The organism is Methylobacterium sp. WL120 (assembly GCF_008039465.1).
Lineage (GTDB): Bacteria > Pseudomonadota > Alphaproteobacteria > Rhizobiales > Beijerinckiaceae > Methylobacterium > Methylobacterium cerastii.
The window spans coordinates 1-23,163 of sequence record NZ_VRUT01000078.1; the positions used below are offsets into that span (position 1 = coordinate 1).

The window sequence follows — 23,163 nt, forward strand, 5'->3', positions numbered from 1 at the left end:
ACCCGCGACCTCGTCGCGGTGGCGGCCGCCGCCGGCCGCGGCCTCGTGCTCGACGCCGACGCGCTGACGAGCTTTTCCAAGCAGGCGGCCCTCCTCGCGGCCCACATCGCCGACGGCGACGCGAAGGCGGTGTTGACGCCGCATGCGGGCGAGTTCGCCAAGCTGTTCGCAGACACCGACGCCGTCGCCGAAGTCGGCAAGCTGGAGCAGGCCCGCCGCGCCGCCGCGCAATCCGGCGCCGTGGTGGTGTTCAAGGGCCCCGACACGGTGGTGGCCGCCCCCGACGGACGCGCCGCGATCAACGAGCATGCCACGCCCTGGCTCGGCACCGCGGGCTCCGGCGACGTGCTCGCCGGCCTGATCGCCGGCCTCCTGGCGCAGGGCATGCCGCCGTTCGAGGCCGCCTGCGCCGCGGTCTGGCTCCACGGCGACGCCGGCCTGCGCCACGGCCCCGGGCTGATCGCCGAGGACATTCCGGAACTGATGCCCGCGGTGCTGGCGGATGTTTTGGAACGGCTCAGAGGCTGACGACGGTCTCTTCCCTCCCGCAGGAGGAGGTAGGAACGCGTCCCTCACGTCACCTCGAAGCAGGTCCACAGCCCTGTGTCGAACCGCTCCAGCACCGTTGCGCTGATCAACCAGCGGCCAGGGTTGTCGGCCTGGAAGGCGATGCGCGCGGTGCGGCCTTCGAGCAGCTGGAAGGTGTCGAGCCAGTAGGGCTCCCAGCCGTCGTCGAGGGGGTGGAGCAGGCGGAAGACGTGGCCATGCAGGTGCAGCGCCTGCGGGAAGGCGGTCTCGTTTCGCAACGCCAGCACCACCACCTGGCCGCGCTTCACCGTGAAGATCGGCGCAAGGCCCGCGGTCGCGCTGGTGCCGTTGACCGACCAGATCCGCTTGGCGTCGCCGGAATAGACCGGCTCGGCCTCCGGCTTGTCCTTCTGGAGGGTGGCGCCCCCGGTGATGACCACGTCGCGCCGCAACGCGTTCTGGAGCTTGACCTCGCGCGGCAGCAGAGGGTTCTCGCCGATCGGCCCGATCGGCGGCCGCTTATCGGTGACCGGCGCACCCTTGGTGACGACGTTGGCGAGCTGCAGGCCCTGGCCGACGAGCGCGGTGATCGCGCCCTTGGCGTCGGCCTCGGCCGGCAGGTCGATCAGCAGGTCGTAGCGGGTGCCGGGCGGGAACGGCAGCGTCGCGCGCAGGGGCTCGAAGGTGTCGGTCGGCTGGCCGTCGACGGCCGCGACGTAGACCTTCAGGCCCTCGAAGCGGATGCGGGTCGCCCGCGCGTTGCAGGCGTTGCCGAGCCGCACCCGGATGCGGCTGCCCGGCCGCGCCTCGAAGGTCGCCGGCACGTTGGCGCCGTTGATGGTCACGAGGTTGCCGAGCCGCCCGTTGCTCGCCGCGAACGCGGTCTGGCCGAAGGGCAGCAGCGTGCCGTCGTCCTGCAGGCGCCAGTCCTGCATCAGCAGCGACACGTCGGCCTCGACGGCGGGCGGCGCCTTCTCCACCACCACGAGGAAGCCGGCGAGGCCCCGCCCGGACGGCTCGCTCGATCCACCGACCACCAGCGGGCGGACCAGGAAGGTGCCGGCGTCCGGCGGCACGAAATCGTAGGTGAAGTCGGCGCCGGGCGCGATCGGCGCCTGCGTCACCCCGCCGACGCCGTCCATAGAATTCTTGTTGCGCACCCCATGCCAGTGCAGGGAGAGCGGCTTGTCGGTCTTGTTCTCGACGCGCACGCGAACGGCCTCGCCGAGCTTCACGCGCAGGGCCGGGGGCGCCGACGTGCCGTCGAACGACCAGATCGGGGTCTCGGGGGCGGGTTCCGGCTTGAAGCGCGTCTTGCCGGGCGCCGCCGTCAGCACGTGGGGTTCCGGTAACGGCGGGGCGGGCGCCGGCGCGGCGGGGGCAGGCTTGCCCTGCGCCCGAACGGACCGGGGAAGCAGAAGGAACGCGGCACTTCCCAGAAAGAGCGCTCGACGCGACGCGCCGGATCGCAATTCGGTCGGCGGCGCGGATCGGGCTGGCGGCATGGAACCTCGTGACGACGGGGCGATCGCGCGGAATCCACGCGGGAATTCAGGGCCGCCGGTTGTAGCCGCCGCCCTCGCGCGGCGCCACCGTTTCGGGCCCGCAAGTTTTTTGCTGCGGCCTGTGCCCCGCATGCTATAGACCCGCCCTCCGGTGGCCGGACACGCGCCGGGCATCGGCGCTCGCGGGCGTGGCGGAACTGGTAGACGCGCTGGTTTTAGGTACCAGTGTCGCAAGACGTGGGGGTTCGAGCCCCTCCGCCCGCACCAGCACCGCCTTCGGAAACGGTAACGGCCGATCCCTGCGCGGACGCGGTCGGCCGGCTCCTCCAGCGGATGCCGTTCGCCTTGCGCGCGGGTCCCGCTTCCCCGTACCGAACCCGCGACTCCGTCAGGCCTCCGATGAGGCCCCGCCCGGATTCTCGCGCACACGATCACACGGACTTTGAGAGCGACGACGATGCAGGTGACCGAGACACACTCCGAGGGGCTGAAGCGCACGTTTCAGGTGTCCCTCGCCGCGAGCGAGCTCGAGGATCGCCTGAACACCGAGCTGTCGGGCATGAAGGACAAGGTCCAGCTAAAGGGCTTCCGTCCGGGCAAGGTGCCGGTGGCGCACCTGCGCAAGGTCTACGGCCGCTCGGTGATGGCCGACGTGGTGCAGAACGCCGTCAACGAGGCGAACCAGAAGATCGTCGCCGACAACGGCCTCAAGCTCGCCCTCGAGCCGCAGATCGAGTTCCCCTCCGACCAGTCGATCGTCGAGAAGGCGCTCGACGCCAAGGCCGACCTCTCGTTCAAGGTCGCCCTCGAGGTCCTGCCGAGCTTCGAGCTCGCCGACCTTTCCGACGTCAGCCTGACCAAGCAGGTCGCTACCCCCTCGGACACGGAGGTGACCGAGGCGCTGGAGCGCATGGCCGGCCAGAGCCGTCCGTTCGCGGAGCGTGACGAAGGCGCGGTGGCCGAGACCGGCGACCGCCTCACCATCGACTTCGTCGGCCGCATCGACGGCACCGAGTTCGAAGGCGGCAAGGGCGAGGGCATCGACCTGGAGCTCGGCTCGAACTCCTTCATCCCCGGCTTCGAGGAGGCGCTGGTCGGCGCCAAGGTCGGCGAGCAGCGCCTGGTCAAGGCGACCTTCCCGGAGGCCTACGGCGCCGAGCAGCTCGCCGGCAAGGACGCCGAGTTCGACGTGACCGTCACCAAGATCCAGGCCCCGGGCGAGGCCAAGATCGACGACGAGTTCGCCAAGGGCATGGGGCTCGACTCCCTCGACGCGCTCAAGGAGGCCGTGGCCAAGGCGATCGGCACCGACTTCGAGGCGGCCTCGCGCCGCAAGCTCAAGAAGGACCTCCTCGACGCGCTCGACGGCCGCTACGCCTTCGACCTGCCGCCCTCGCTCGTGGCGCAGGAATTCGCCAGCGTCTGGGCCCAGGTCGAGCAGGACCTGAAGTCCCGCGGCAAAACCTTCGAGGACGAGGACACCACCGAGGAGAAGGCGCAGGCTGAGTACCGCAAGATCGCCGAGCGTCGCGTGCGCCTCGGCTTGGTGCTTGCGCAGGTCGGCGAGAGCGCCGATATCAAGGTCTCCGACGAAGAGGTGAACCAGGCCCTCATCGCCCGGGTCCGGCAGTTCCCGGGCCAGGAGCAGCAGGTCTGGGATTTCTACCGGAAGAATGCACAGGCGCTCGCCGAGCTTCGCGCGCCGCTGTTCGAGGAAAAGGTCGTCGACCACGTCCTCGGTCAGGTCAAGCTGGTGGAGGAGCCCGTCTCGAAGGAGACGCTCTTCGCCGACGAGGAAGCCGACGACGCCGGGAACGAGAAGGCCGACGCCAAATCGGCCGACGCCGAGCCCACGGAGGCCGCGTCGGCCGGCTCGAAGGCCGACTGAGCCCGCGCTCGTCTCGAGGCGGCGGGCTTATGGTTAGGCGGCGTTAAGGAATGCCGTCGTTCGCTGACGCGCCCGGCCTCTCCGTGATTCGCGGAGGGCCGGGCCCCTTGGAGCCCTAAAGGCCATGATGAGAGATCCGGTCGACTATTATAACAGCGCGCTCGTGCCGATGGTGGTCGAGCAGTCGAGCCGCGGCGAGCGGGCGTTCGACATCTACTCGCGGCTGCTGCGCGAGCGGATCATCTTCCTCACCGGACCGGTGGAGGATTACGGCGCGTCGCTGATCGTCGCGCAGCTCCTGTTCCTCGAGGCCGAGAACCCGAAGAAGGAAATCTCCTTCTACATCAACTCGCCCGGCGGCGTGGTGACCTCGGGCCTGTCGATCTACGACACGATGCAGTTCATCCGTTGCCCGGTGACGACGCTCTGCGTCGGCCAGGCCGCCTCGATGGGTTCCCTGCTCCTCACCGCCGGCGAGCCGGGCCACCGCTTCGCCCTGCCGAACGCCCGCATCATGGTCCACCAGCCGTCCGGCGGGTTCCAGGGCCAGGCCACCGACATCCTGATCCACGCCCGCGAGATCGAGGCTCTCAAGAAGCGCCTCAACGAGATCTACGTGAAGCATACCGGGCGCGACTACGATTCCATCGTCCAGGCGCTGGAGCGCGACAACTTCATGACCGCCGACGCGGCGCGCGAGTTCGGCCTGATCGACGAGGTCATCCAGAAGCGGCCCGAGCCGGCCGCCGCCTGAGGAACCTCGCACCCGTCCCCGGCGGCACCGCGCCGCCGCGGGAGGGGTGTGGCGATCGCGGCCTTGATCCGGCCGCGGCCGCGTGTTTGCATCGGGGTTCGCAACGACTGGTTCGGGCCGGACCCCAAGGCAAAGACGCGCAGGTGACTTTTTCTTTAAGCGGATCCCCTTAACTGTGAACGATGCGCGTGTGCCCCGGCTGGCAGCGCACGCACGAATCGGAGACCGATATGAGCAAGACTGGCGGCACCGACTCCAAGAGCACGCTGTACTGCTCGTTTTGCGGCAAGAGCCAGCACGAGGTCCGCAAGCTGATCGCGGGCCCGACGGTGTTCATCTGCGACGAGTGCGTCGAGCTGTGCATGGACATCATTCGCGAGGAATCGAAGTCCTCGCTGGTGAAGAGCCGCGACGGCGTCCCCACGCCGAAGGAGATCCGGCGCGTCCTCGACGACTACGTCATCGGCCAGGATTTCGCCAAGAAGGTCCTCTCGGTCGCGGTGCACAACCACTACAAGCGCCTCGCCCACGCGACGAAGCACAACGACGTCGAGCTGGCCAAGTCCAACATCATGCTGATCGGGCCGACGGGCTCGGGCAAGACTCTGCTCGCTCAGACGCTCGCCCGCATCCTCGACGTGCCGTTCACCATGGCGGACGCGACCACCCTGACGGAAGCCGGCTACGTCGGCGAGGACGTCGAGAACATCATCCTCAAGCTGCTCCAGGCCTCCGACTACAACGTCGAGCGGGCGCAGCGCGGCATCGTCTACATCGACGAGATCGACAAGATCTCCCGCAAGTCCGACAACCCGTCCATCACCCGCGACGTCTCGGGCGAGGGCGTGCAGCAGGCGCTCCTGAAGATCATGGAAGGCACCGTCGCCTCCGTGCCTCCGCAGGGCGGACGCAAGCACCCGCAGCAGGAGTTCCTGCAGGTCGACACGACCAACATCCTGTTCATCTGCGGCGGCGCCTTCGCCGGGCTGGAGCGGATCATTTCGGCGCGCGGCAAGGGCACCTCGATCGGCTTCGGCGCGACCGTGCAGGCTCCCGACGACCGGCGCACCGGCGAGGTGTTCCGCTCGGTCGAGCCTGAGGACCTCCTGAAGTTCGGCCTCATCCCCGAGTTCGTCGGCCGCCTGCCCGTGCTGGCGACGCTGGAGGATCTCGACGAGGACGCCCTCAAGAAGATCCTGCAGGAGCCGAAGAACGCCCTGGTGAAGCAGTACCAGCGGCTGTTCGAGATGGAGAACGTCGACCTGACGTTCCAGGACGAGGCGCTGTCGCTCGTCGCCCGCAAGGCGATCGAGCGCAAGACCGGCGCCCGCGGCCTGCGCTCCATCCTGGAGACGATCCTGCTAGACACGATGTACGACCTGCCGGGTCTCGACTCTGTCGAGCAGGTCGTGATCGGGCCGGAGGTGGTCGAGGGCAAGTCGCGCCCGCTCTTCATCCACGGCGACCGCAACAAGGAAGCGCCGGCTAGCGTCAGCGCCTGACGTGCGCCGGCGCACGCGCGCTAAGTCCTTGATGTCGCGGGTCGATCCTCGATCGATCCGCGACGGGTGGTCACCTTGAAACGAGGTGCGGGGGGAACCACCTGAGGCTCAGCGCAGTGGCCGCTGCCTCTTTCGAGGGGCGGTGCCGCGCCACCAGCCGCAAAGTCTCCAGCAGACCTTTCCGACCCTCGCGGCCCGGTCGGCCCCTGGCAGGAAGCTTGCTCCAATTCGGAGGAGCGACCGCCCGGCGTCCCTCATGAGGAAGTCAACGATGACCCAATCGAAATCCCGCCAGCCGGTCGTCCCGGGCTCGACCGGCGCCTACGCCGTCCTGCCGTTGCGCGACATCGTCGTCTTCCCGCACATGATCGTGCCGCTGTTCGTCGGGCGCGAGAAGTCGATCCGCGCCCTCGAGGAGGCGGTCAAGACCGACCGCCACATCCTGCTCGCCACCCAGATCAACGCCGGCGACGACGACCCGGCCACCGACGCGATCTACACGATCGGCACGCTCGCCTCCGTGCTGCAGCTGCTGAAGCTGCCCGACGGCACCGTGAAGGTGCTGGTCGAAGGCGGTGGCCGTGCCAAGATCACCGGCTTCACCCGCTCGGACGAGTATTATGAGGCCGAGGCTGAGGCCCTGGTCGATGAGCTCGGCGACAAGGTCGAGGCCGAGGCGCTGGCCCGCTCGGTGCTCTCGGAGTTCGAGAACTACGTCAAGCTCAACAAGAAGATTTCGCCCGAAGTCGTCTCGGCGGTCACGCAGATCGAGGAGCCCTCGAAGCTCGCCGACACGATCGGCTCGCACCTCCTCGTCAAGATCGCCGACAAGCAGGCGATTCTGGAGACGCCGACCGTGGCCGCCCGCCTCGAGCGCGTGCTGTCGCTGATGGAGAGCGAGATCTCCGTGCTGCAGGTGGAGAAGCGCATCCGGACCCGCGTGAAGCGACAGATGGAGAAGACCCAGCGCGAGTACTACCTCAACGAGCAGATGAAGGCGATCCAGAAGGAGCTCGGCGACGAGGATGGCCGCGACGAGCTGGCCGAGCTCGAGGACAAGATCGAGAAGACCAAGTTCACCAAGGAAGCCCGCGAGAAGGCCTCCGCGGAGCTGAAGAAGCTGCGCCAGATGTCGCCGATGTCGGCCGAGGCGACGGTGGTGCGCAACTACCTCGATTGGATGCTCGGCATCCCGTGGAACAAGCGCTCGAAGATCAAGAAGGATCTCCTCGGCGCCCAGGTCCTCCTCGACGGCGACCATTTCGGCTTGGAGAAGGTCAAGGAGCGGATCGTCGAGTACCTCGCCGTGCAGCAGCGGGCGAACAAGCTCACCGGGCCGATCCTGTGCCTCGTCGGGCCTCCCGGCGTCGGCAAGACCTCGCTCGGCAAGTCGATCGCCAAGGCGACTGGCCGCGAGTTCGTGCGGATGTCGCTCGGTGGCGTGCGTGACGAGGCCGAGATCCGCGGTCACCGCCGGACCTATATCGGCTCGATGCCGGGCAAGATCGTCCAGTCGATGCGCAAGGCCAAGACCTCGAACCCGCTCATCCTGCTCGACGAGATCGACAAGATGGGCATGGACTTCCGCGGCGATCCCTCCGCGGCGCTCCTCGAGGTGCTGGATCCCGAGCAGAACTCGACCTTCAACGACCACTATCTCGAAGTCGACTACGACCTGTCGAACGTGATGTTCGTGACCACGGCCAACACCCTCAATATCCCCGGCCCGCTGATGGACCGCATGGAGGTGATCCGCATCGCCGGGTACACCGAGGAGGAGAAGGTCGAGATCGCACGCAAGCACCTGATCCAGAATGCGCTGAAGAAGCATGGCTTGGACAGCAAGGAATGGTCGATCGACGACGAGGCCCTGCTGATGCTGGTTCGCCGCTACACGCGGGAGGCGGGCGTCCGCAACCTCGAGCGCGAGCTGTCGAACCTGATCCGCAAGGCGGTCAAGGAGATCCTGATCACGAAGGTAAAGAGCGTCGAGGTCGACGTGGAGCGCCTGCAGGTCTTCCTCGGCCCGCCGAAGTTCCGCTACGGTGAGATCGATGCGGACGACCAGGTCGGCGTCGTCACCGGCTTGGCCTGGACCGAGGTCGGCGGCGAGCTGCTGACAATCGAGGGCGTCATGATGCCGGGCAAGGGCAAGATGACAGTCACGGGCAACCTGAAGGACGTGATGAAGGAGTCGATCTCGGCGGCGGCGAGCTACGTTCGCTCCCGGGCTCTCGATTTCGGCATCGAGCCGCCGCTGTTCGAGCGCCGGGACATCCACGTCCACGTTCCGGAGGGGGCGACCCCGAAGGACGGGCCGTCGGCCGGCATCGCCATGGCGACCGCCATCGTCTCGACCTTCACCGGGATACCGGTGCGCCGCGATATCGCCATGACCGGCGAAGTCACGCTCCGCGGTCGGGTGCTGCCGATCGGCGGTCTGAAGGAGAAGCTGCTCGCCGCACTCCGCGGCGGCATCAAGACGGTGTTGATCCCCGAGGAGAACGCCAAGGACATCGCCGAGGTGCCCGACAGTGTGAAGAACGGGATGGAGATCATCCCCGTCGCGATGATGGACCAGGTGCTGAAGCACGCCCTCGTGCGCCAGCCGGTAGCGATCGAATGGCAAGAGGTCATCCCGGTCAAGAAGACGACCGAGGACGGCGCCGCCTTCGTCGCCCACTAAAGCCCGAGCAAGGACGACGAGGCCCCGGAGCGCTGCTCCGGGGCCTTTCGCTTGTATGGTCCGCTTGTCGAAAGAGCCTCCATGCGCATCTTGGTGATCAATCCCAACACGACGGAAGCGGTGACCGAACGGGTCGTCGAGCATGTCCGCCGCATCGCTCCATCGGCGACGATCGTGCCGGCCACCGGCCGCTTCGGCGCGCGCTACATCGCTAGCCGGGCCGCGGCGGCGATCGCCGCCCACGCCGCCCTCGACGCCTATGCGGCGTTCGGCGCGGAGTGCGACGCGGTCTACCTCGCCTGCTTCGGCGATCCCGGCCTGCTGGCGCTTCGCGAAATCGCACCCGTGCCGGTGGTCGGCATGGCCGAGGCCGCCTGCCGCGAGGCGGCGGCCGCGGGGCGCTTCTCGATCGTCACCGGCGGGACGGCGTGGCGGCCGATGCTGAGCGAGTTCGTCGCGCTCCTCGGCCTGTCCGACCGGCTCGCCGGCATCCGCGCGACGAACGCCACCGGCGGCGAGATCCACCGCGACCCGGACGCGGCGCTCGCCGACCTCGTCGCCGCCTGCCGCGCCTGCGCGGAGGCGGACGGCGCCCAAACGGTGATCCTCGGCGGCGCCGGCCTCGCGGGCCTCGCCGAACGGATTCGGCCGGACGTCCCGGTCCCCGTGCTGTGCTCGGTGGAGGCCGGCACACATGCGGTGCTGGCGACGGCAGCTCTACCGAGACCCACGCCGAGCCGCCACCCGCTGACCGACGCCACCGGCCTATCCCCTGCTCTTGCACGACTGCTCGCCGGCCCATAGGCGCATGCTGAAGAACCTGCGCTTGCCTCGAAGCCGCAGCATGCCGTACCACGCGGGCGCGGGCGGTTAGCTCAGTTGGTAGAGCGTCTCCTTTACACGGAGAGGGTCGGCGGTTCGAGCCCGTCACCGCCCACCATATCTTTCAACGACTTAGTACGTTTAGATTGCCGCTGGCATAGCGCGCTCCACAGATACTCCACAAAAACCCGTATTTTCTTGGTGCAAGGCTTCCGTCTTGGGGCGCGCGGCTGAGCTGTCACCGAGCCGCTAACGGCCGTGACGAGAGCCGCGACTTCGGCTGCTGAACGTTCGATGTGGCAGTTATACACCGTCCAACTCCGAGGCTGCGTATTTTTCAAAGGGTGTATGAAAATCGCTGGACGCCGCTGGATCGGTGAGGTTATGAAGGCTGCGACTCGACAGGGTCGATGCTTCGGGGCGGAGCCGAACCAGCCACAAGGCTGGCGGGGAACTCCCTGCACTGCAAGGGATTGAAAATGGCCTTAACAGCTGACCAGCTCAATACGATCTACAATAACGTTCTGTTCCGGAACGTTGATTTCAGCGGCATCCAGTTCTTCGCGAACCGGTCCGACATTTCCGACGCCCAGGTGCGTCAGCAGATCGAGCTTTCGAACGAGGCTCAGACCCTCGTTTCCCCGATCGTTCGTCTCTACCAAGAAGTCCTCGGCCGCCTTCCGGATGCTGCCGGCCTCAAGTTCTTCGTGAACGAGTTCCGCTCGGGCTTCACGATCGAGCAGATCTCCAACCAGTTCATCCAGTCCAGCGAGTTCACCTCGAAGACCACCGCCACGGCGGGTGTGGTCGACGCGACCGACCTGACAAACACCAACCAGCTCGTTACGGACGCCTTCCAGTCGATCCTCGGCCGCGCGCCGTCGACCGGCGAGTTCGCATACTTCCAGGGCCGTCCTGCTGCGCAGATCCTGTCGCAGATCGCGGTGTCCCCTGAGGCTCAGCAGCTCAACGCTGCCAACGTCGTGACCTTCCTCGATTCGGCTGCTCTCGGCACCCCGAACACCGGTTCGCTCAACAGCCAGACGGGCACGAACACCGGCACGACCTTCACCCTGACCACCGGTGTTGATTCCGGTGCGGCGTTCACGGGCGGAGCAGGTAATGATACCTTTAACGGTGTTGTTGGCGCTAACGCTACGCTCACCAGCCTCGATAGCCTGAATGGCGGCGCTGGTACTGATACACTTAACATCACGCATACGGCCGGTAACGGCGGTCTCGTCATTCCGAATGGTGTGACAGTTGCCAATATCGAGAACGTCGTTCTTTCGAACACTCTCGGCCAGATCAATGTCGATGCTTCATCCTTCACGGGCCTGCAGAACATCACGGCTCAGCAGCTGAACACGGCCGGGGGCGTGACGCTTTCTACGAATGCAAACGCCACATCGGTTAACGTGACGGGCGGTGGTACTGTTCAGATTACAGACAATGGCACCGGTACGACTGCCGGTACAAAGGATGTGTTGGCGACGGTTTCCTTGACGGGTGGAGCTGGCACCGCCAATGTTGCGTCGGACGCACTGACCACGCTCAACCTGACGAACGAGAGCGCAGGCGTCACTGTAAACGCCGCAGCCGGCACTCGCGCAATTGCTGTGAATGTCAACGGTTCAACCGGTGGGTCTATCACGGATGCCACCGCCACGTCGGTGACGATCAACTCGACCAACACGACAGCTAATGCGACTCAGGGTTCGACGTTTACGCTGAACACCGACGCTGCCACCACGGTTTCGTTCACTGGTGACAAGCTCGCTACCGTCACGCTGGCTGATGCGGGCGCCAACAACGCTACCGTGACTTCGATCAATGCATCGGCGGATACCGGTGGTGTCACGATCGCTTCCTTGCTGAACAACAACACGTCGTTCACTGGCGGCCAGGGTGCTGATACAGTAACCGTTGCTGCGACCACCAAGGCAATTGCTCTTGGCGGTGGTAATGACACTGCCGTAGTGACGGGAGCGCTCGGCACGGGTGGTACGCTGGATGGCGGCACCGGTACCAACACGATTTCCGCCGCTGCGTCGGTTGCCGCTACCCTCAGCGCCGATACCACTTTCGGTGCGCAGATCAGCAACTTCCAGCAGCTTGCTATCACTAACGTCGGCGGCCAGGGGACGATCAATCTCGCAAACCTCGGCAACATCAACTACGTCAAGGTTGATGGCGTGAATGCCGGCGGTACCTTGGAGCAGGATAGTGTTGCACTGACTAACCTGGTCGCGGGTCAGTCTGTGACCGTGGACGGCAGGACGGTGACAGCCTCCGGCGGCGCACTTTCCGCTGCTGAGGTCGAGCAAGCATTCTCATCGGGCATAGCGGATAATCCTGCGGCTCCTGCTAACGCAACCGTAAATGGTTCGTTCACGAACTTCAGGGACAACGACGTTACTAATAATGGGACGCTTGTCCTGACAAGCAATACGGCTGGGAACGTTCCGGCTCCTATCACTTCGTCAAATGGCGCGACGGCTCCGGCTCGTCCGGCCATTACGAACGTGCCAGGCGTTGTTGCTCCTGCCGCTCCGACTGCTGCAACTACCCAGGGTAATGACGGTACTGTAGGCCCGGCTCAGACCGAGTTCTCGGACGTTACCTTCAGCAACTTGGTTGCGGGCCAGAGTGTCACCGTCGCTGGGCTGACTGCAACAGCAACTGGTGCAGTAACCGCTGCTCAAATCGAAAACGCATTTGTGAATGGAATTGCCAATAACGCGCCACTGACTTTCTCTGGTGCTCTAACCGGCTTTACCGCTGGTCAGAATGGTAATCCCACAGACGGAGTTGTTCGCTTCACTTCGACCACCGCGAACTTCGACGTTGATAACATCACAACGGCCAGCAATGGAACAACTGAGGCTAATACGATTACGTTCGCTGCCTTGAACGCAGGTCAGAGCGTGACGGTCGGCGACCAGACGTTTACGGCTACTGCTCCGACCACCGCGAACAATGTTGCAACTTACTTCGCGAACAATGTGCCGGCTGGCTATACTGTTACAGACAACAATGGCGTCGATACCTTCACTTCGACCACGCCAAATTCGGACGTTACCCCCAACCTTGCTGTAACCACGGCGGGTACTGCCGCTCCGGTTGCGCCGACAGCTACTGAAACCACTGCAGCTGTTGCAGGACCCGGCTTCAACATCATCAACTTCACCTCGGGCGGTACGCTCGAGTTGGATGGGGCGGTGAATGGAGCTTCCTCGGTGTCCGTGAACGGTGCAGATGTTAGCACCACGGACGTATTCAACATCAAGCTGAACGGTGTTGCTAACATCGTCGATACCGCCGCAATCACCATTGCAAACGTGGAGACTGTCAACGTCTCGACGTCCTATACGGGAACGACGGCACCGGCAGCTGCCAGCACGCTGTTGATCAACGACACGGCTGCTACGACCATTACGGTTTCCGGCAACCATGGTGTTAACTTCACCGGTAGCACGCTGACGAACGTCACGACCCTGAACGCTTCCGGCGAGACGGGTACGGGCGCTGCAGGCGGTGTTACCTTTGCAACCTCCGTTACCAACAAGAGCGTCTCTCTGACGGGTGGCGCTGGTGACAACGTGCTAAGTGCTGCCTCGATCACCGATGTGACCAAGGTTGCAACGATCACGGGTGCAGGCGGCAATGATACCATCACCGGCGGTCTCGGTGCTGATACGTTGTCCGGCGGCGGCGGAAAGAACGTGTTTGTGTATAACAACGTGCAGCAGTCGACGATTGCTCATACGGACACGATCACTGACTTCCAGGCCAACACTTTCGGCAATGGAACCAACGGCGCTGCCGGCACTGGTGCAACCATCGGGAGCACTTCGCTGAACGGTGACGTTCTTGACTTCCGAGGTCTTCTTGCCGCGGGCGTGACGAAGGTCACGACGTTCGTTGCAAACAATGCTGCGGATGCTCAGACCTTTATCCAGAACACGTTCCAGTCTGGTCCTGCCGACACTGCAGGCGTTGCGCTTGATAAGTCGACCGGCAACCTGTACGTCGACGTCAACCACGACGGTAACATCGACTCGGTCATTCACCTGACCGGTGTGACTACGATCACCAACGCCGCAATCGCGGTCGCGTAAAGTAGAAGGTACTATCTGGCCCTGGTGTTTAGGGTTTGATGATAAGCCCCACCCGTAAGGGTGGGGCTTTTTAGTTTGGTGATTATCCATTTTTTTGTTTGTGCATCTTCGGAACTAAGTTGATACTTCTCGTCAAGGTCAGAGGGATTTTAGTTTCATGTCACCTTGGAACGAAGGGTATATAGCTGATATTCCTTATTCGCTTGGATTTTATAGAGAAACCCTCCCAGCTCACATTGCATTTGCTGCTATGTCGGTTGGCAAGCATCCTGGGCTCTGTCTCAAGCCCGAGCGTGTTCTCGAGCTTGGTATCGGCATGGGTCTTGGATTCACCATCAATGCTGCCAGTAACCCCACTACGCACTTTGAGGGAGTGGACTTTAATCCGCTACATATTGCCCACGCGCGTAGTCTGATTGAGGCTGCTGCTCTCGGTAATGTTTCTTTGCGAGAGGCAAGCTTCCAGGATGTTGCGGAAGAAGCGAGGGAAGGCCAGCACGATCTCGATTTGATCGTGCTTCATGGCATTCTTACATGGGTTTCACAGGAAGCGCAGAGAGCTATCGTTGAGATCGCGCGCAAACGTCTCCGTTCTGGGGGCCTTCTTTATGTGTCCTATAATGCTATGCCGGGTTGGGCGCCTGTATTGCCAATGCAGCGCTTGATGCGCGAAAATGCAAAGCGGATGGCTGGTCGCTCCGACGTTCAGACAGCTTCAGGTCTTGAGCTTGTCAAGGCCCTGATGGGTGAGGGAGCGGCGTACTTTATTGCTAACCCTGGGTTAGCACCTCGTATCGAGCGACTTCTTGCCATGGATCGCAACTATCTTGCTCACGAATATCTAAATGAAAACTGGTTTATATTTCATTTCGCTGAAGTTGCCGAGCTGTTTGGGGGCGCCAAGCTTGGGTATGTCGGCTCTGCCACGTTGACTGAAAATATGGACGCACTTTGCGTGCCTGATGGAGTACGTGGGCGGGTAGCCGCAGAGGCCGATATTATCTTCAAAGAAACGTTGCGTGACGTAGCAAGTAATAAGCAGTTCCGACGCGATGTGTTCGCTCGCGGTGTGACACTGTGTACTGCTGCTGAACAAATCACGTTGCTTTCCGCTCAACGTTTCGCTCTCGTTGTTTCTCGCAACAAGGTTTCTTACAAATTTCAGGGCCCACTTGGGGAGGTCACGGGAAACCCTGAGCTCTATGGTGCGATCGCCGATCGTCTTTCTGGAGGTATAGCTACGTTCTCTGAGATTGCCGCCCTCCCCAGTCTTGCCAAATCCGGGTTAGGCGGGACGCTTCAGGCGATAAGCTTGTTTGTTCATAGTGGGCAGGTGTTGCCGCTCCCTGCGAGTGAGGGAGCTGACTTTGATGCCGCAAACCGCCTCAATCGCGTTATCGTTGATAGGATGTTGCAGGGACGAACCTATAACTTCCTTGCGGCTCCGTTGTGTGGATCGGGTATCCCTGTCTCCCATGGTGATTTGCTCATGCTCTCGGCGGTTTATGCCGATGAGGGTGGGAATGCTGAATCGATGACAAACTGCGTCATTGCCACGATGCAGCGGCTCGGCGTTAATTGGGTAAAAAACGGGCAGGCTGTGACTACGCCATCAGAGACTGTTTTGATCGTTCGAGCTGAAGCAGAGGAGTTTCTTGTTGAGAAGCTCCCTTCCTGGCAGCGGCTTGGAGTTCTGTAGTTATATAAATATTAGAGGTTGCATGCGCGCGCTTGAGGTACTTTCCTATTCACGTCATGGCTCAATGAAATGGCGGCGGTCCCAAAATTACATCTTTGCGGCGCATACTAATTTAGTAGGGCTTGCGGCAGCCGAGTTATCGCAGGCGGCCTTGGCTTTCCCTTTGACCTTCGTGCAAGAGGCAGGGCACTGGTCGTTATGCGCTCTACTAGGTCTATTTTCTGACCAAAATCTGTATGTTGATGGACAGGGCGGATGGCGAGGCGCTTATGTGCCTGCAAATCTACGTGCTCATCCCTTCCATTTAGGTTGGGATGGTCCGTCGGGTGTGACCTTGTGTGTTGACGAGGCGAGTGGTTTGATTACGCAGGACGGGACTGGTGAGGCGATTTTTGATGGTACTGGCGGCCTGGTTCGCCCGGTTGCCGACGTTTGGATCTTTCTTGCTCAAACCGCCAAAAGTATTCTGTCGCTGGAGAAGGTTTGTTCTCAGTTGGCAGAAGCTCGTTTGCTTGTACCCTGGGCGATCACTTTGGAGACTCCTGGTGGTGGGCTGACTGTTCCTGGTCTGCACCGCCTTGATGAGGCGGCGCTAAGCGGCTTGGACGATGACGCTTTCACGCAGTTGCGTCGGACCGGCGCTCTCCCGGTCGCTTACGCGCAGCTTCTATCTATGAATAACCTTACTCAGTTGGCCCAACTTGCTCAGGCGCGGGTTCAAGCCGAGGCAGCCGAGCGTGCTAAAGCCGAGGTCAAGCCGATGATCATGCTTCCCGAGGACAACACCATCGACTGGGACTGGAGCAAGGTCGGCCGCTAGCCGCATTCCTCAGCGCACTTACCGGCGTAGAATGGTGTGAGAAGGAGTGGTTGTGTCAGGCATCGTTGAACCATCGTCTGCTACCGCAGCTGTTGTGCGCCTTTACCGTCTTTTGCTCGATCGTGAGCCGGATGATGCGGGGCTTTCTTATCATGTTGGGCTGCTCGAACGGTCGGGCGATATCCTCGACGTGGTCACCGCGCTCACCGCCAGTTCGGAATTTTCTGCCAGGCGCAACCCCGAAGCCATGGTCTCGGCTCCTCAACCAGAACCAACCGTGACGATCGATCGAGCGATTACCGTTGTTGACGTAGGTGCGCAGCGTCTTTCCGACCAGCCACATGCCTATACGGTTCTTGAAACGGCCGGATTTGATTTGAAAGTAATCGGGTTTGAGCCTTTATCGGAGCGGTTGGAGGATCGTAGCAAAGCAGAAGCCGATAGCAGCCTGCGATTGTTGCCGTATTTCATCGGCGATGGATCGAAGCAGACGTTTCACATCAACAACTACGATGCGACTTCGTCGCTGCTACCATTTAATCGTAACTTGACCGATGCCTTTGTCGAATTAAAGGATCTGCACACGGTCCGCACGGAGATGGCTGCGACTCGACGAATCGATGATGTGCTTTCCGACTCCGAACCCGTCGATTTTCTCAAGCTCGACATCCAAGGCTTCGAACTGAAAGCCCTACAGGGTGCGGAGACGCTTCTTCAGCGAACGGCGGTCATTCACTGCGAGGTGTCGTTTGCGGAGATCTACGAGGGGCAATGCCTTTTTTCGGAGATTGAAACCTTCCTCAGAGCCCGCGGCTTCAATTTCATCGACTTCATGCACGCTCATAGGGGTGGGTACGTCGTTCCTTCTGGTACTGTCATAGGCGATCGCCTGCTCTGGGCAGATGCTGTCTTCTTCCGACATCCGGAGACGTTGGACGCGGCGTCGCGCTCCATACAGGCCATGATCGCTTGGCATGTCTACGGCAAACCTGGTCTCGCCGAACGGCTCCTGACGACGTGAGGGCCTGCTTATCGCAAGTGTCGCGAGCCTCGCGGTCGAAGCATCGAACCCTGAGGTGATTTCATCGTACGACTAATACATAAAATCTTCCTCCAGCATCTATTAATCCCTTGCGCTTCGCTTATTCATTCCGAGCATTCAAACAGTGAATAACCGTACGCCATGCGTCAAATGTGGCTGTGAAAGCCGTTGCCTATCTATCAAGCGTGTCTTATTTCTAACGCTATGCGATGCCGGCCCGGATCGAGATGAATCCCAATGTACACGAACGCGCAGAAGCTATCGGCGCCTGAGACGCAGGAGCTCCGTCGCGAGGCGGGCAAGCTTCTGAAGTACCTGCGCGAGAAGGCTGGGCACTCGCAGCGGACGTTCTCGGCTGAGATCGGGTCGCCGGTCTACACCTTCGTCTCACAGGTCGAGACCGGACGAGGGCGCGTTCCGCCGGATCAGATCCGTGTCTGGGCGAATGCCTACGGGATCGAGGCGCGCGAGTTCCTTCTCATGATCATGCGCTTCTATGACCCGGAAACGTTCAGCGTCCTGTTCGAGAGCGAGCCGGAGATCTTCACGGGAGCCGCCTTTCCGGAACTCTCGGTGACCGACGTTGCAGTTCCGGCTGCGGATGCCGTGGAAGCGCCCGTTCAGGGCCTTCGCCTCGTTGCATCCCCCGACGCGTAGCGGCTATCTCCCGCGTCCCTGCCGGCCGGCAGGCGTTCCAGCCTTCCGATCATAGACTGCGCCGATGTATACGAGTGCCCAGCGCCTATCCGCAATTGAGACGGCGGAGCTTCGTCGACAGGCGGGTCACTTCCTGCGCCGGTTGCGCGAGGATCGCGGCTACTCGCAGCGCGAATTCGCTGCCCTTATCGAAGCGAACGTCTACCAGTTCATCTCCCAGATCGAGACGGGCCGGAACCGCATTCCGCCCGACCAGATGCGAACCTGGGCGCAGGCGTTCAAGCTCGCCCCCCGCGACTTCTCCCTGATCATGATGCGGTACTACGATCCGGAGACCTTCGCGTCGATTTTCGAGACTGAGCCCGGAATCTACGAGGGCACCGACTTTCCGGACTTCGTCCGGCTCGTGACCGCCAGCGACCCTGTGCCGGTGAAAGCTAAGATCGGCGGGACGCGCCCCATCAAGCGAGGAGAGGGCGCGCCGGAGGCCGCAGCGGACGAAGCCCTGGTCGGAGACTCCAAGGAGCCCGCGTCCGCATCGAAGGACCTCACGGTACCAGGCGAGATCGCTGGCCGAATGGATGCGCTGGAGGGCATGGTCATGCAGCTCGTGCGGCACCTCGATGAGATGAAGCAGCTCCTGGCGGAGTAGCTGCGAGCTTCGTAGGCCACCGCCTCAGCAGGCCCGTGCCGTCGGCAGTTCGCTCACCTGCGTGGTGTAACGTGGCGAGCGCATCTCGAACTTCGTCGACCAGGTCCGCTTGTCCGTGAGCCCAGCGCGGGCCGGGACGACGCTGCCGCGGCCGAAGCGGGCGTTGCAGGCATCCATGGCGGCCATCAGCGGGCCGCTGCGCTCGCGGTCGAGCTGGCCGATCAATGCCCGCTGGCTTGCCTCCAGCCGCATCAGATCCGTGGTGATGATCCCGGCCTTGGAATAGCGCCACGGCCGCTCGCCCTGGTCACGCCAAGTCCGGGCCACGCCGAGCCGGGCCGCCCCGATCAAGGCCAGCGTGTCGTTGGTCGCCTCCGGCAGCGTTACGGTGGTCGAGACCGAGCGCATCGGCGCGCCGCGGTCGTGCTCGCTCGTATGGTAGAACACCGAGACGTGGTTCGTGCCGAGGCCCTCGCGTCGGAGCTTCTCGCCTAGGCGCGTCGCGTGCGCGGACACCGCCTGCTCCAGCGTCGCCCGGTCCTCGATCCGGGTCGAGAACGAGCGGGTCACCGCGCAGCCCTTGCGCTGGGCCGGCAGTGCGCCGAGCGGCAGGCAGGACAGGCCGCGCAACTCGTGGATGATGCGCTCGCCCACCACGGTCAGCGCCTTGCGCACCGGGCGCGGGTCGAGGTCGGCGAGATCGGCCACACTGTCGACGCCCATCGCTTCGAGCTTGGCGAGCGAGGCGCGGCCGATACCCCAGACCTCGCCGGCCGGGATACGGCAGAGCCAGTGCTCGTACTCGGCCGGGTCGGTGAGGTCGCAAACGCCATCGAGCGGTGCGATGCGCTTGGCGATGTGGTTGGCGAGCTTGGCGAGCGTCTTCGTCGGGCCGATGCCGACGCAGGTCGGAATGCCGGTCCAGGTGCGCACCGTCGCGCGCAGGTCGCGCCCGAGTTCGAGGCGCCGATCCGGATGCACGTCCGAGAGGTCGAGGAAGCTCTCGTCGATCGAGTAGATCTCGATGGTGGGCGAGAAGCCCTGGTAGACCGCGTTCGCCCGGGCGCTCATGTCGCCGTAGAGGGTGTAGTTCGACGAGAACACCCGCACGCCCTTCACCCGGCACATATCGCGGATCTTAAAGTAGGGGTCACCCATCTTGATCCCGAGCGCCTTGGCCTCGGCAGTGCGAGCGATGGCGCACCCGTCGTTGTTGGACAGGACGATCACCGGCACGCCGGCGAGCTTGGGGTCGAATACGCGCTCGCAGGAGCAGTAGAAGCTGTTGCCGTCGATGAGCGCAATCGCCCGGCCGGTATCGCGCCCGGTCATCGGACCAGGCCGGCGCGCGCGATGTGCCAGCGGATCGAGAAGCGAACCACGCCCCAGATCTCGCCCTCGGCCATCTCTTGGACTGCGAAGGCCGGCATGTCCGGGTTGTCGAAGGCCAGCCGCGGCAGGTTGCCCTCGATCAGAAAGCGCTTGATCGACATCTGACCGTCGATGGCGGCGACCACCACGCTGCCGTTGCCAGCCGTGAGGCTACGGTCGACCACGGCGAGGTCGCGATCGAAGATCCCCGCGCCACGCATCGAGTCGCCTGAGATGTTCCAGGCGAAGGTCGCCGGCGGGTTCGGCGCGAGCCAGCGCGGCAGCTCGAGCGCGCCCTCCAAGAAGTCGTCGGCCGGCGACGGGAAACCGGCGCAGAGCGCCTGCCCAAGGATCGGGATGTGGACAAGGGTGCCAGCTTCAGCCGTACACCCCGCGACGCGATAGACGCCCATGCCCCATCCCAATACAAGAACGAATGGAGAACAAACAGGACAGCACGCCGCCGGTCAATCGACGAAAAAAGATGGTTCGCCGGCCTGTGCACGGCTGTGGACGGCTGGGGAAAACCCAGTCGGCTCAGCGGTATCGCTTTCACTGCTCGGATGGTCACCATGCCGTGTTCGATCGGGCCGGGCGCTGGGTGACGGATCCTTTGCTGGTCTGGCTTCATGCGGATCAGGTCGCCCGATCGGTGATGATGAGCTGCGGCGGCCGTCTCGATTGGACGGGCTGGATCGTCGACGTCCACGATCAGGCGGGACGCCACGTCTGCAGCCTGGACTTTACCGACGTCCGTATGGAGCTGCGGGCAGCATAAGGCCGAGAGGAGGGCGCGTTGGGGATGAAGACGACGTTCGTGGTGCAGACCTTCACGATCAAGCGGAAGCGTCTGATCCCCGGCGACCGGGAGGTGGCGCCGACCGAGCACGGAGCCCTGAAAAAGGCCGAGGCCATGTCCGGCCGCATGCCGGGGACTGCGGCGTTGAAGGTGGTGGCCGACGACGAGACCGGCGAGCTGGAGAGCGTGGCGATCCTGGGCCAGTTCGGCGACGTCCCGGAGGATTTCGCCGAGAGCCTGCAGGGCGGCTGAAACGCAAAAAGCGCCCCGCCACCCTTTCGAGCGGTGGGGCGCTGGCACGTCGGCGTGGGCAGGGTCGGTCTTACGGTGTCGGCCGCTGCCTGCCCGCGACGCGCATCTCGTTCATGGGCGAGTTCGCGCCGCCGGCGCGTTATCGAGCGCGTCGAGACGATGCTGCTGGCGCTCGTTGAAAGCCCGAATGTGCTCGTCGACTTCACCGCGAAGGACGCTGACGACACGGTCTTGCGCGGCAAACCGGCCTTCCAGCTCGGCGCGAGACACGAAGCGATCTTCGAGGCGCTGCTGATCGGCACGTATCTGATCCAGGCGCTTCTCCGTTCGCCCTTCGACCCGGCCGATCCGGTCGCGCATGAAGTCGTAGTCCCGATCCTGCGAGCGCCAATGCACCTCGTGCTCGGCACGGGTCACCTGGTTGGAGGCGAGCCCCTCGATCCGCTTGTCGGCCCGCTCTTGTACGCTGACGAGCGCAGCCTTGAAGTCGCTCATGCCCGTGGTCACTGGCCAGAAGGCCAAGCCACCGACGACGGTGAGCACGGTCATGCCGACACCGACGGCCGACCAGATCACGCCCCACGGGGTTTGCCCGCGCCTATCGAGTTTGTCGCTGAGGCCGGTGACCGCCGAGGCGACCGACTGCAGGGTCCCGACGATCCCCTCTACTCGGGTTTCTAGCGCCGAGAGGCGGGAGTCGGACGTCGGGAGCTGCTGCATCTGCTGTTGCTGCATCTGCTGCGCGTGCTGTTGGGTCATGGTCCTGGCCCCCAAGGCCGGGTGGCGCACGCCGGTGTTCCGGTCGCGCGGAAAGCGGGCCGAAGGCCTGCGAAAATTTCGCAGGCCTTCGGGGCGGGTTTAGCGGGCCAGCTCCCGGCGGACGGCGTCGATCCAGGCGACGGCGCGGGTGCCGCAGGCGGTCTTCGCGCGATCGAGGATCTTGGCGGCTCCGACGATCCGGACGATGTCGGCCCGGGTCAGGGCGCGGTCTGGGATTTCTGGGAAGGCGCGCTGCAGGCAGGGGCCGACGTCGTCCGGTGCCGCCGGCAGCGTGATCCGGATGCCGGGCGCGCGCGGATCGATCGCGGCCGGGCCGTCAGAGTGCTCGCAACCCGCGAGACAGATCGCGAGGCAGGCACACGCCATTGCGGCGCGGATCGTGGGCGAGCGCATCGTTCAACTCCTGAAGCTTGCGGGTGTCGGCCTGGGCCGCGGCCAGATCCTGGGCGGCGCGGGCGGCGTCGGCCGCCATTACCCTCTCGGCTGCGTCCGCCCGCTTTCGCTCGGCGGCGATCGCGCGCTCCGCATCCCGGGCGAAAGCCTCGTGCGCGCCTTTGGCCTGGCCGGCCTGGTAGAGGGCCGCGCCGAGGATGAGCGCGACGCCGGCGCCGACGAGCAGATTGCGCAGCACGCGGGGGAAGAGCGGCAGGTAGATTGCGGCCAGGATCGCGATCGCGATCAGGACGAAGCCCGTACCGCCGACGAGCGTCGCCGCGAACGAGTAGGCGGTCCAGCCGTTGGCGATCAGGGCGAGGAGGCTGCCGAGCATGGTCAGACCCCCTTCAGGCAGAGGGCACGCTCGGCCTGGCGCCGGCGGACGAGGCCGGCGACCACCCGACCGCCGGCCTTGTCGAAGCGCATGAACGCCTCGCAGGAGGCCCGGCGCTCGCCGGCGTTCCACAGGCGCACCACGCTCGACTTGCAGTAGCCTCCGGTGCCGATGTTGTAGGCGAGCGAGAGGTGGGCGGCGAAGAGGTCGTCGCCCATCGGCTGGCGCGCGCAGCGCTCCACCGCCGGTGCGAAGTCCTCGGCCAGCCGCTTCAGCAGCATCGCTTCGCACTGGGGCTTGGTGAAGGTCATCCCCATGCGGATGCCCTTTGTCTCGCCGACGCAGACGGTGGGTACGTCGCCGGGGATCGGGATGTAGGCGCGCGTGCGTGATCGGCCCCCACGAGGTGGTCCAAGGGTAAAGTTAGTGCACGGTGGGCCGCTCCGCCACGGGTAGCTTGGCCGGCGGAGCTGGTCTGGCGAGCGCAGCCGGCCAAGCGGAGAAGGCTGGCATGAA

The 23,163-nt window shown here is 63.9% G+C and carries 21 protein-coding genes and 2 tRNA genes; 16 read left to right on the forward strand and 7 right to left on the reverse strand.

Annotated elements, in window-relative coordinates:
* The coding region (locus FV229_RS15370) for an ADP/ATP-dependent (S)-NAD(P)H-hydrate dehydratase (RefSeq protein ID WP_147752814.1) at positions 1 to 528 on the forward strand (528 nt) is incomplete at its 5' end.
* A 44-nt stretch (positions 529 to 572) separates the two neighbouring features.
* Here FV229_RS15370 and FV229_RS15375 read toward each other — a convergent pair.
* Positions 573 to 2,033, reverse strand: coding sequence for a multicopper oxidase family protein (locus tag FV229_RS15375; RefSeq protein ID WP_147752815.1), 1,461 nt, complete (start codon positions 2,031 to 2,033; stop codon positions 573 to 575).
* A 182-nt stretch (positions 2,034 to 2,215) separates the two neighbouring features.
* Between FV229_RS15375 and FV229_RS15380 the strand changes: the two genes are divergently transcribed.
* The 13 genes from FV229_RS15380 to FV229_RS15440 all read left to right on the forward strand — a co-directional run bounded on the left by FV229_RS15380 (position 2,216) and on the right by FV229_RS15440 (position 18,676).
* Positions 2,216 to 2,300, forward strand: a tRNA-Leu gene (locus tag FV229_RS15380).
* Positions 2,301 to 2,490: 190 nt separating this feature from the next.
* The gene (gene tig, locus FV229_RS15385) at positions 2,491 to 3,921 is read left to right on the forward strand and encodes a trigger factor (protein WP_147752816.1); all 1,431 of its coding nucleotides are present in this window, start codon (positions 2,491 to 2,493) and stop codon (positions 3,919 to 3,921) included.
* A 127-nt stretch (positions 3,922 to 4,048) separates the two neighbouring features.
* Complete coding sequence (locus FV229_RS15390; RefSeq protein ID WP_147752831.1) at positions 4,049 to 4,675, forward strand: ATP-dependent Clp protease proteolytic subunit; 627 nt, start codon at positions 4,049 to 4,051, stop codon at positions 4,673 to 4,675.
* A 230-nt stretch (positions 4,676 to 4,905) separates the two neighbouring features.
* Positions 4,906 to 6,177 carry an ATP-dependent Clp protease ATP-binding subunit ClpX gene (clpX, locus tag FV229_RS15395; protein WP_147727615.1) on the forward strand — a complete coding sequence of 424 codons (1,272 nt, stop codon included), beginning with the start codon at positions 4,906 to 4,908 and terminating at the stop codon, positions 6,175 to 6,177.
* A 271-nt stretch (positions 6,178 to 6,448) separates the two neighbouring features.
* Positions 6,449 to 8,863 (forward strand): endopeptidase La, encoded by a 2,415-nt coding sequence (lon, locus tag FV229_RS15400; protein ID WP_147752817.1) that lies wholly within the window; start codon positions 6,449 to 6,451, stop codon positions 8,861 to 8,863.
* Positions 8,864 to 8,944: 81 nt separating this feature from the next.
* Entirely contained in the window at positions 8,945 to 9,667 is a 723-nt protein-coding gene (locus FV229_RS15405; RefSeq protein ID WP_147752818.1) for an aspartate/glutamate racemase family protein, read from the forward strand.
* A gap of 60 nt (positions 9,668 to 9,727) precedes the next feature.
* Positions 9,728 to 9,803: transfer RNA gene (locus FV229_RS15410), tRNA-Val, on the forward strand.
* 361 nt (positions 9,804 to 10,164) lie between these two features.
* The gene (locus FV229_RS15415) at positions 10,165 to 13,806 is read left to right on the forward strand and encodes a DUF4214 domain-containing protein (protein WP_187275164.1); all 3,642 of its coding nucleotides are present in this window, start codon (positions 10,165 to 10,167) and stop codon (positions 13,804 to 13,806) included.
* A 157-nt stretch (positions 13,807 to 13,963) separates the two neighbouring features.
* Complete coding sequence (locus FV229_RS15420) at positions 13,964 to 15,505, forward strand: class I SAM-dependent methyltransferase (protein ID WP_147752820.1); 1,542 nt, start codon at positions 13,964 to 13,966, stop codon at positions 15,503 to 15,505.
* A gap of 22 nt (positions 15,506 to 15,527) precedes the next feature.
* Positions 15,528 to 16,325 carry a SapC family protein gene (locus tag FV229_RS15425; RefSeq protein WP_147752821.1) on the forward strand — a complete coding sequence of 266 codons (798 nt, stop codon included), beginning with the start codon at positions 15,528 to 15,530 and terminating at the stop codon, positions 16,323 to 16,325.
* 52 nt (positions 16,326 to 16,377) lie between these two features.
* Positions 16,378 to 17,346 (forward strand): FkbM family methyltransferase, encoded by a 969-nt coding sequence (locus FV229_RS15430; RefSeq protein ID WP_210246607.1) that lies wholly within the window; start codon positions 16,378 to 16,380, stop codon positions 17,344 to 17,346.
* Between the two features lie 258 nt (positions 17,347 to 17,604).
* Positions 17,605 to 18,024: a helix-turn-helix transcriptional regulator gene (locus tag FV229_RS15435; protein WP_147752822.1), complete on the forward strand. Its 420-nt coding sequence runs from the start codon at positions 17,605 to 17,607 to the stop codon at positions 18,022 to 18,024.
* A gap of 64 nt (positions 18,025 to 18,088) precedes the next feature.
* Complete coding sequence (locus FV229_RS15440; protein WP_147752823.1) at positions 18,089 to 18,676, forward strand: helix-turn-helix transcriptional regulator; 588 nt, start codon at positions 18,089 to 18,091, stop codon at positions 18,674 to 18,676.
* Between the two features lie 24 nt (positions 18,677 to 18,700).
* On the opposite strand, the gene FV229_RS15445 is transcribed toward FV229_RS15440, so the two are convergent.
* Together FV229_RS15445 and FV229_RS15450 are read right to left on the reverse strand one after the other, a co-directional pair.
* The gene (locus FV229_RS15445; RefSeq protein ID WP_147752824.1) at positions 18,701 to 20,008 is read right to left on the reverse strand and encodes a Y-family DNA polymerase; all 1,308 of its coding nucleotides are present in this window, start codon (positions 20,006 to 20,008) and stop codon (positions 18,701 to 18,703) included.
* Entirely contained in the window at positions 20,005 to 20,460 is a 456-nt protein-coding gene (locus tag FV229_RS15450; protein WP_147752825.1) for a S24 family peptidase, read from the reverse strand. The genes FV229_RS15445 and FV229_RS15450 overlap by 4 nt, the downstream gene beginning before the upstream one ends.
* Positions 20,461 to 20,483: 23 nt before the next feature.
* Between FV229_RS15450 and FV229_RS15455 the strand changes: the two genes are divergently transcribed.
* Positions 20,484 to 20,825: a hypothetical protein gene (locus tag FV229_RS15455; RefSeq protein ID WP_246688214.1), complete on the forward strand. Its 342-nt coding sequence runs from the start codon at positions 20,484 to 20,486 to the stop codon at positions 20,823 to 20,825.
* Positions 20,826 to 20,843: 18 nt separating this feature from the next.
* Entirely contained in the window at positions 20,844 to 21,098 is a 255-nt protein-coding gene (locus FV229_RS15460) for a hypothetical protein (RefSeq protein WP_147752826.1), read from the forward strand.
* 111 nt (positions 21,099 to 21,209) lie between these two features.
* Here FV229_RS15460 and FV229_RS15465 read toward each other — a convergent pair whose 3' ends face one another.
* The 4 genes from FV229_RS15465 to FV229_RS15480 form a co-directional block, all read right to left on the reverse strand.
* Positions 21,210 to 21,857: a hypothetical protein gene (locus FV229_RS15465; protein ID WP_147752827.1), complete on the reverse strand. Its 648-nt coding sequence runs from the start codon at positions 21,855 to 21,857 to the stop codon at positions 21,210 to 21,212.
* 99 nt (positions 21,858 to 21,956) lie between these two features.
* Entirely contained in the window at positions 21,957 to 22,244 is a 288-nt protein-coding gene (locus FV229_RS15470) for a hypothetical protein (protein ID WP_187275165.1), read from the reverse strand.
* On the reverse strand, positions 22,195 to 22,647 hold the full coding sequence (locus FV229_RS15475; protein WP_147752829.1) for a hypothetical protein: 453 nt from the start codon (positions 22,645 to 22,647) through the stop codon (positions 22,195 to 22,197). The genes FV229_RS15470 and FV229_RS15475 overlap by 50 nt, the downstream gene beginning before the upstream one ends.
* A 2-nt stretch (positions 22,648 to 22,649) precedes the next feature.
* The gene (locus tag FV229_RS15480) at positions 22,650 to 23,021 is read right to left on the reverse strand and encodes a lysozyme (protein WP_348644185.1); all 372 of its coding nucleotides are present in this window, start codon (positions 23,019 to 23,021) and stop codon (positions 22,650 to 22,652) included.
* Between the last annotated feature and the right edge of the window lie 142 nt (positions 23,022 to 23,163).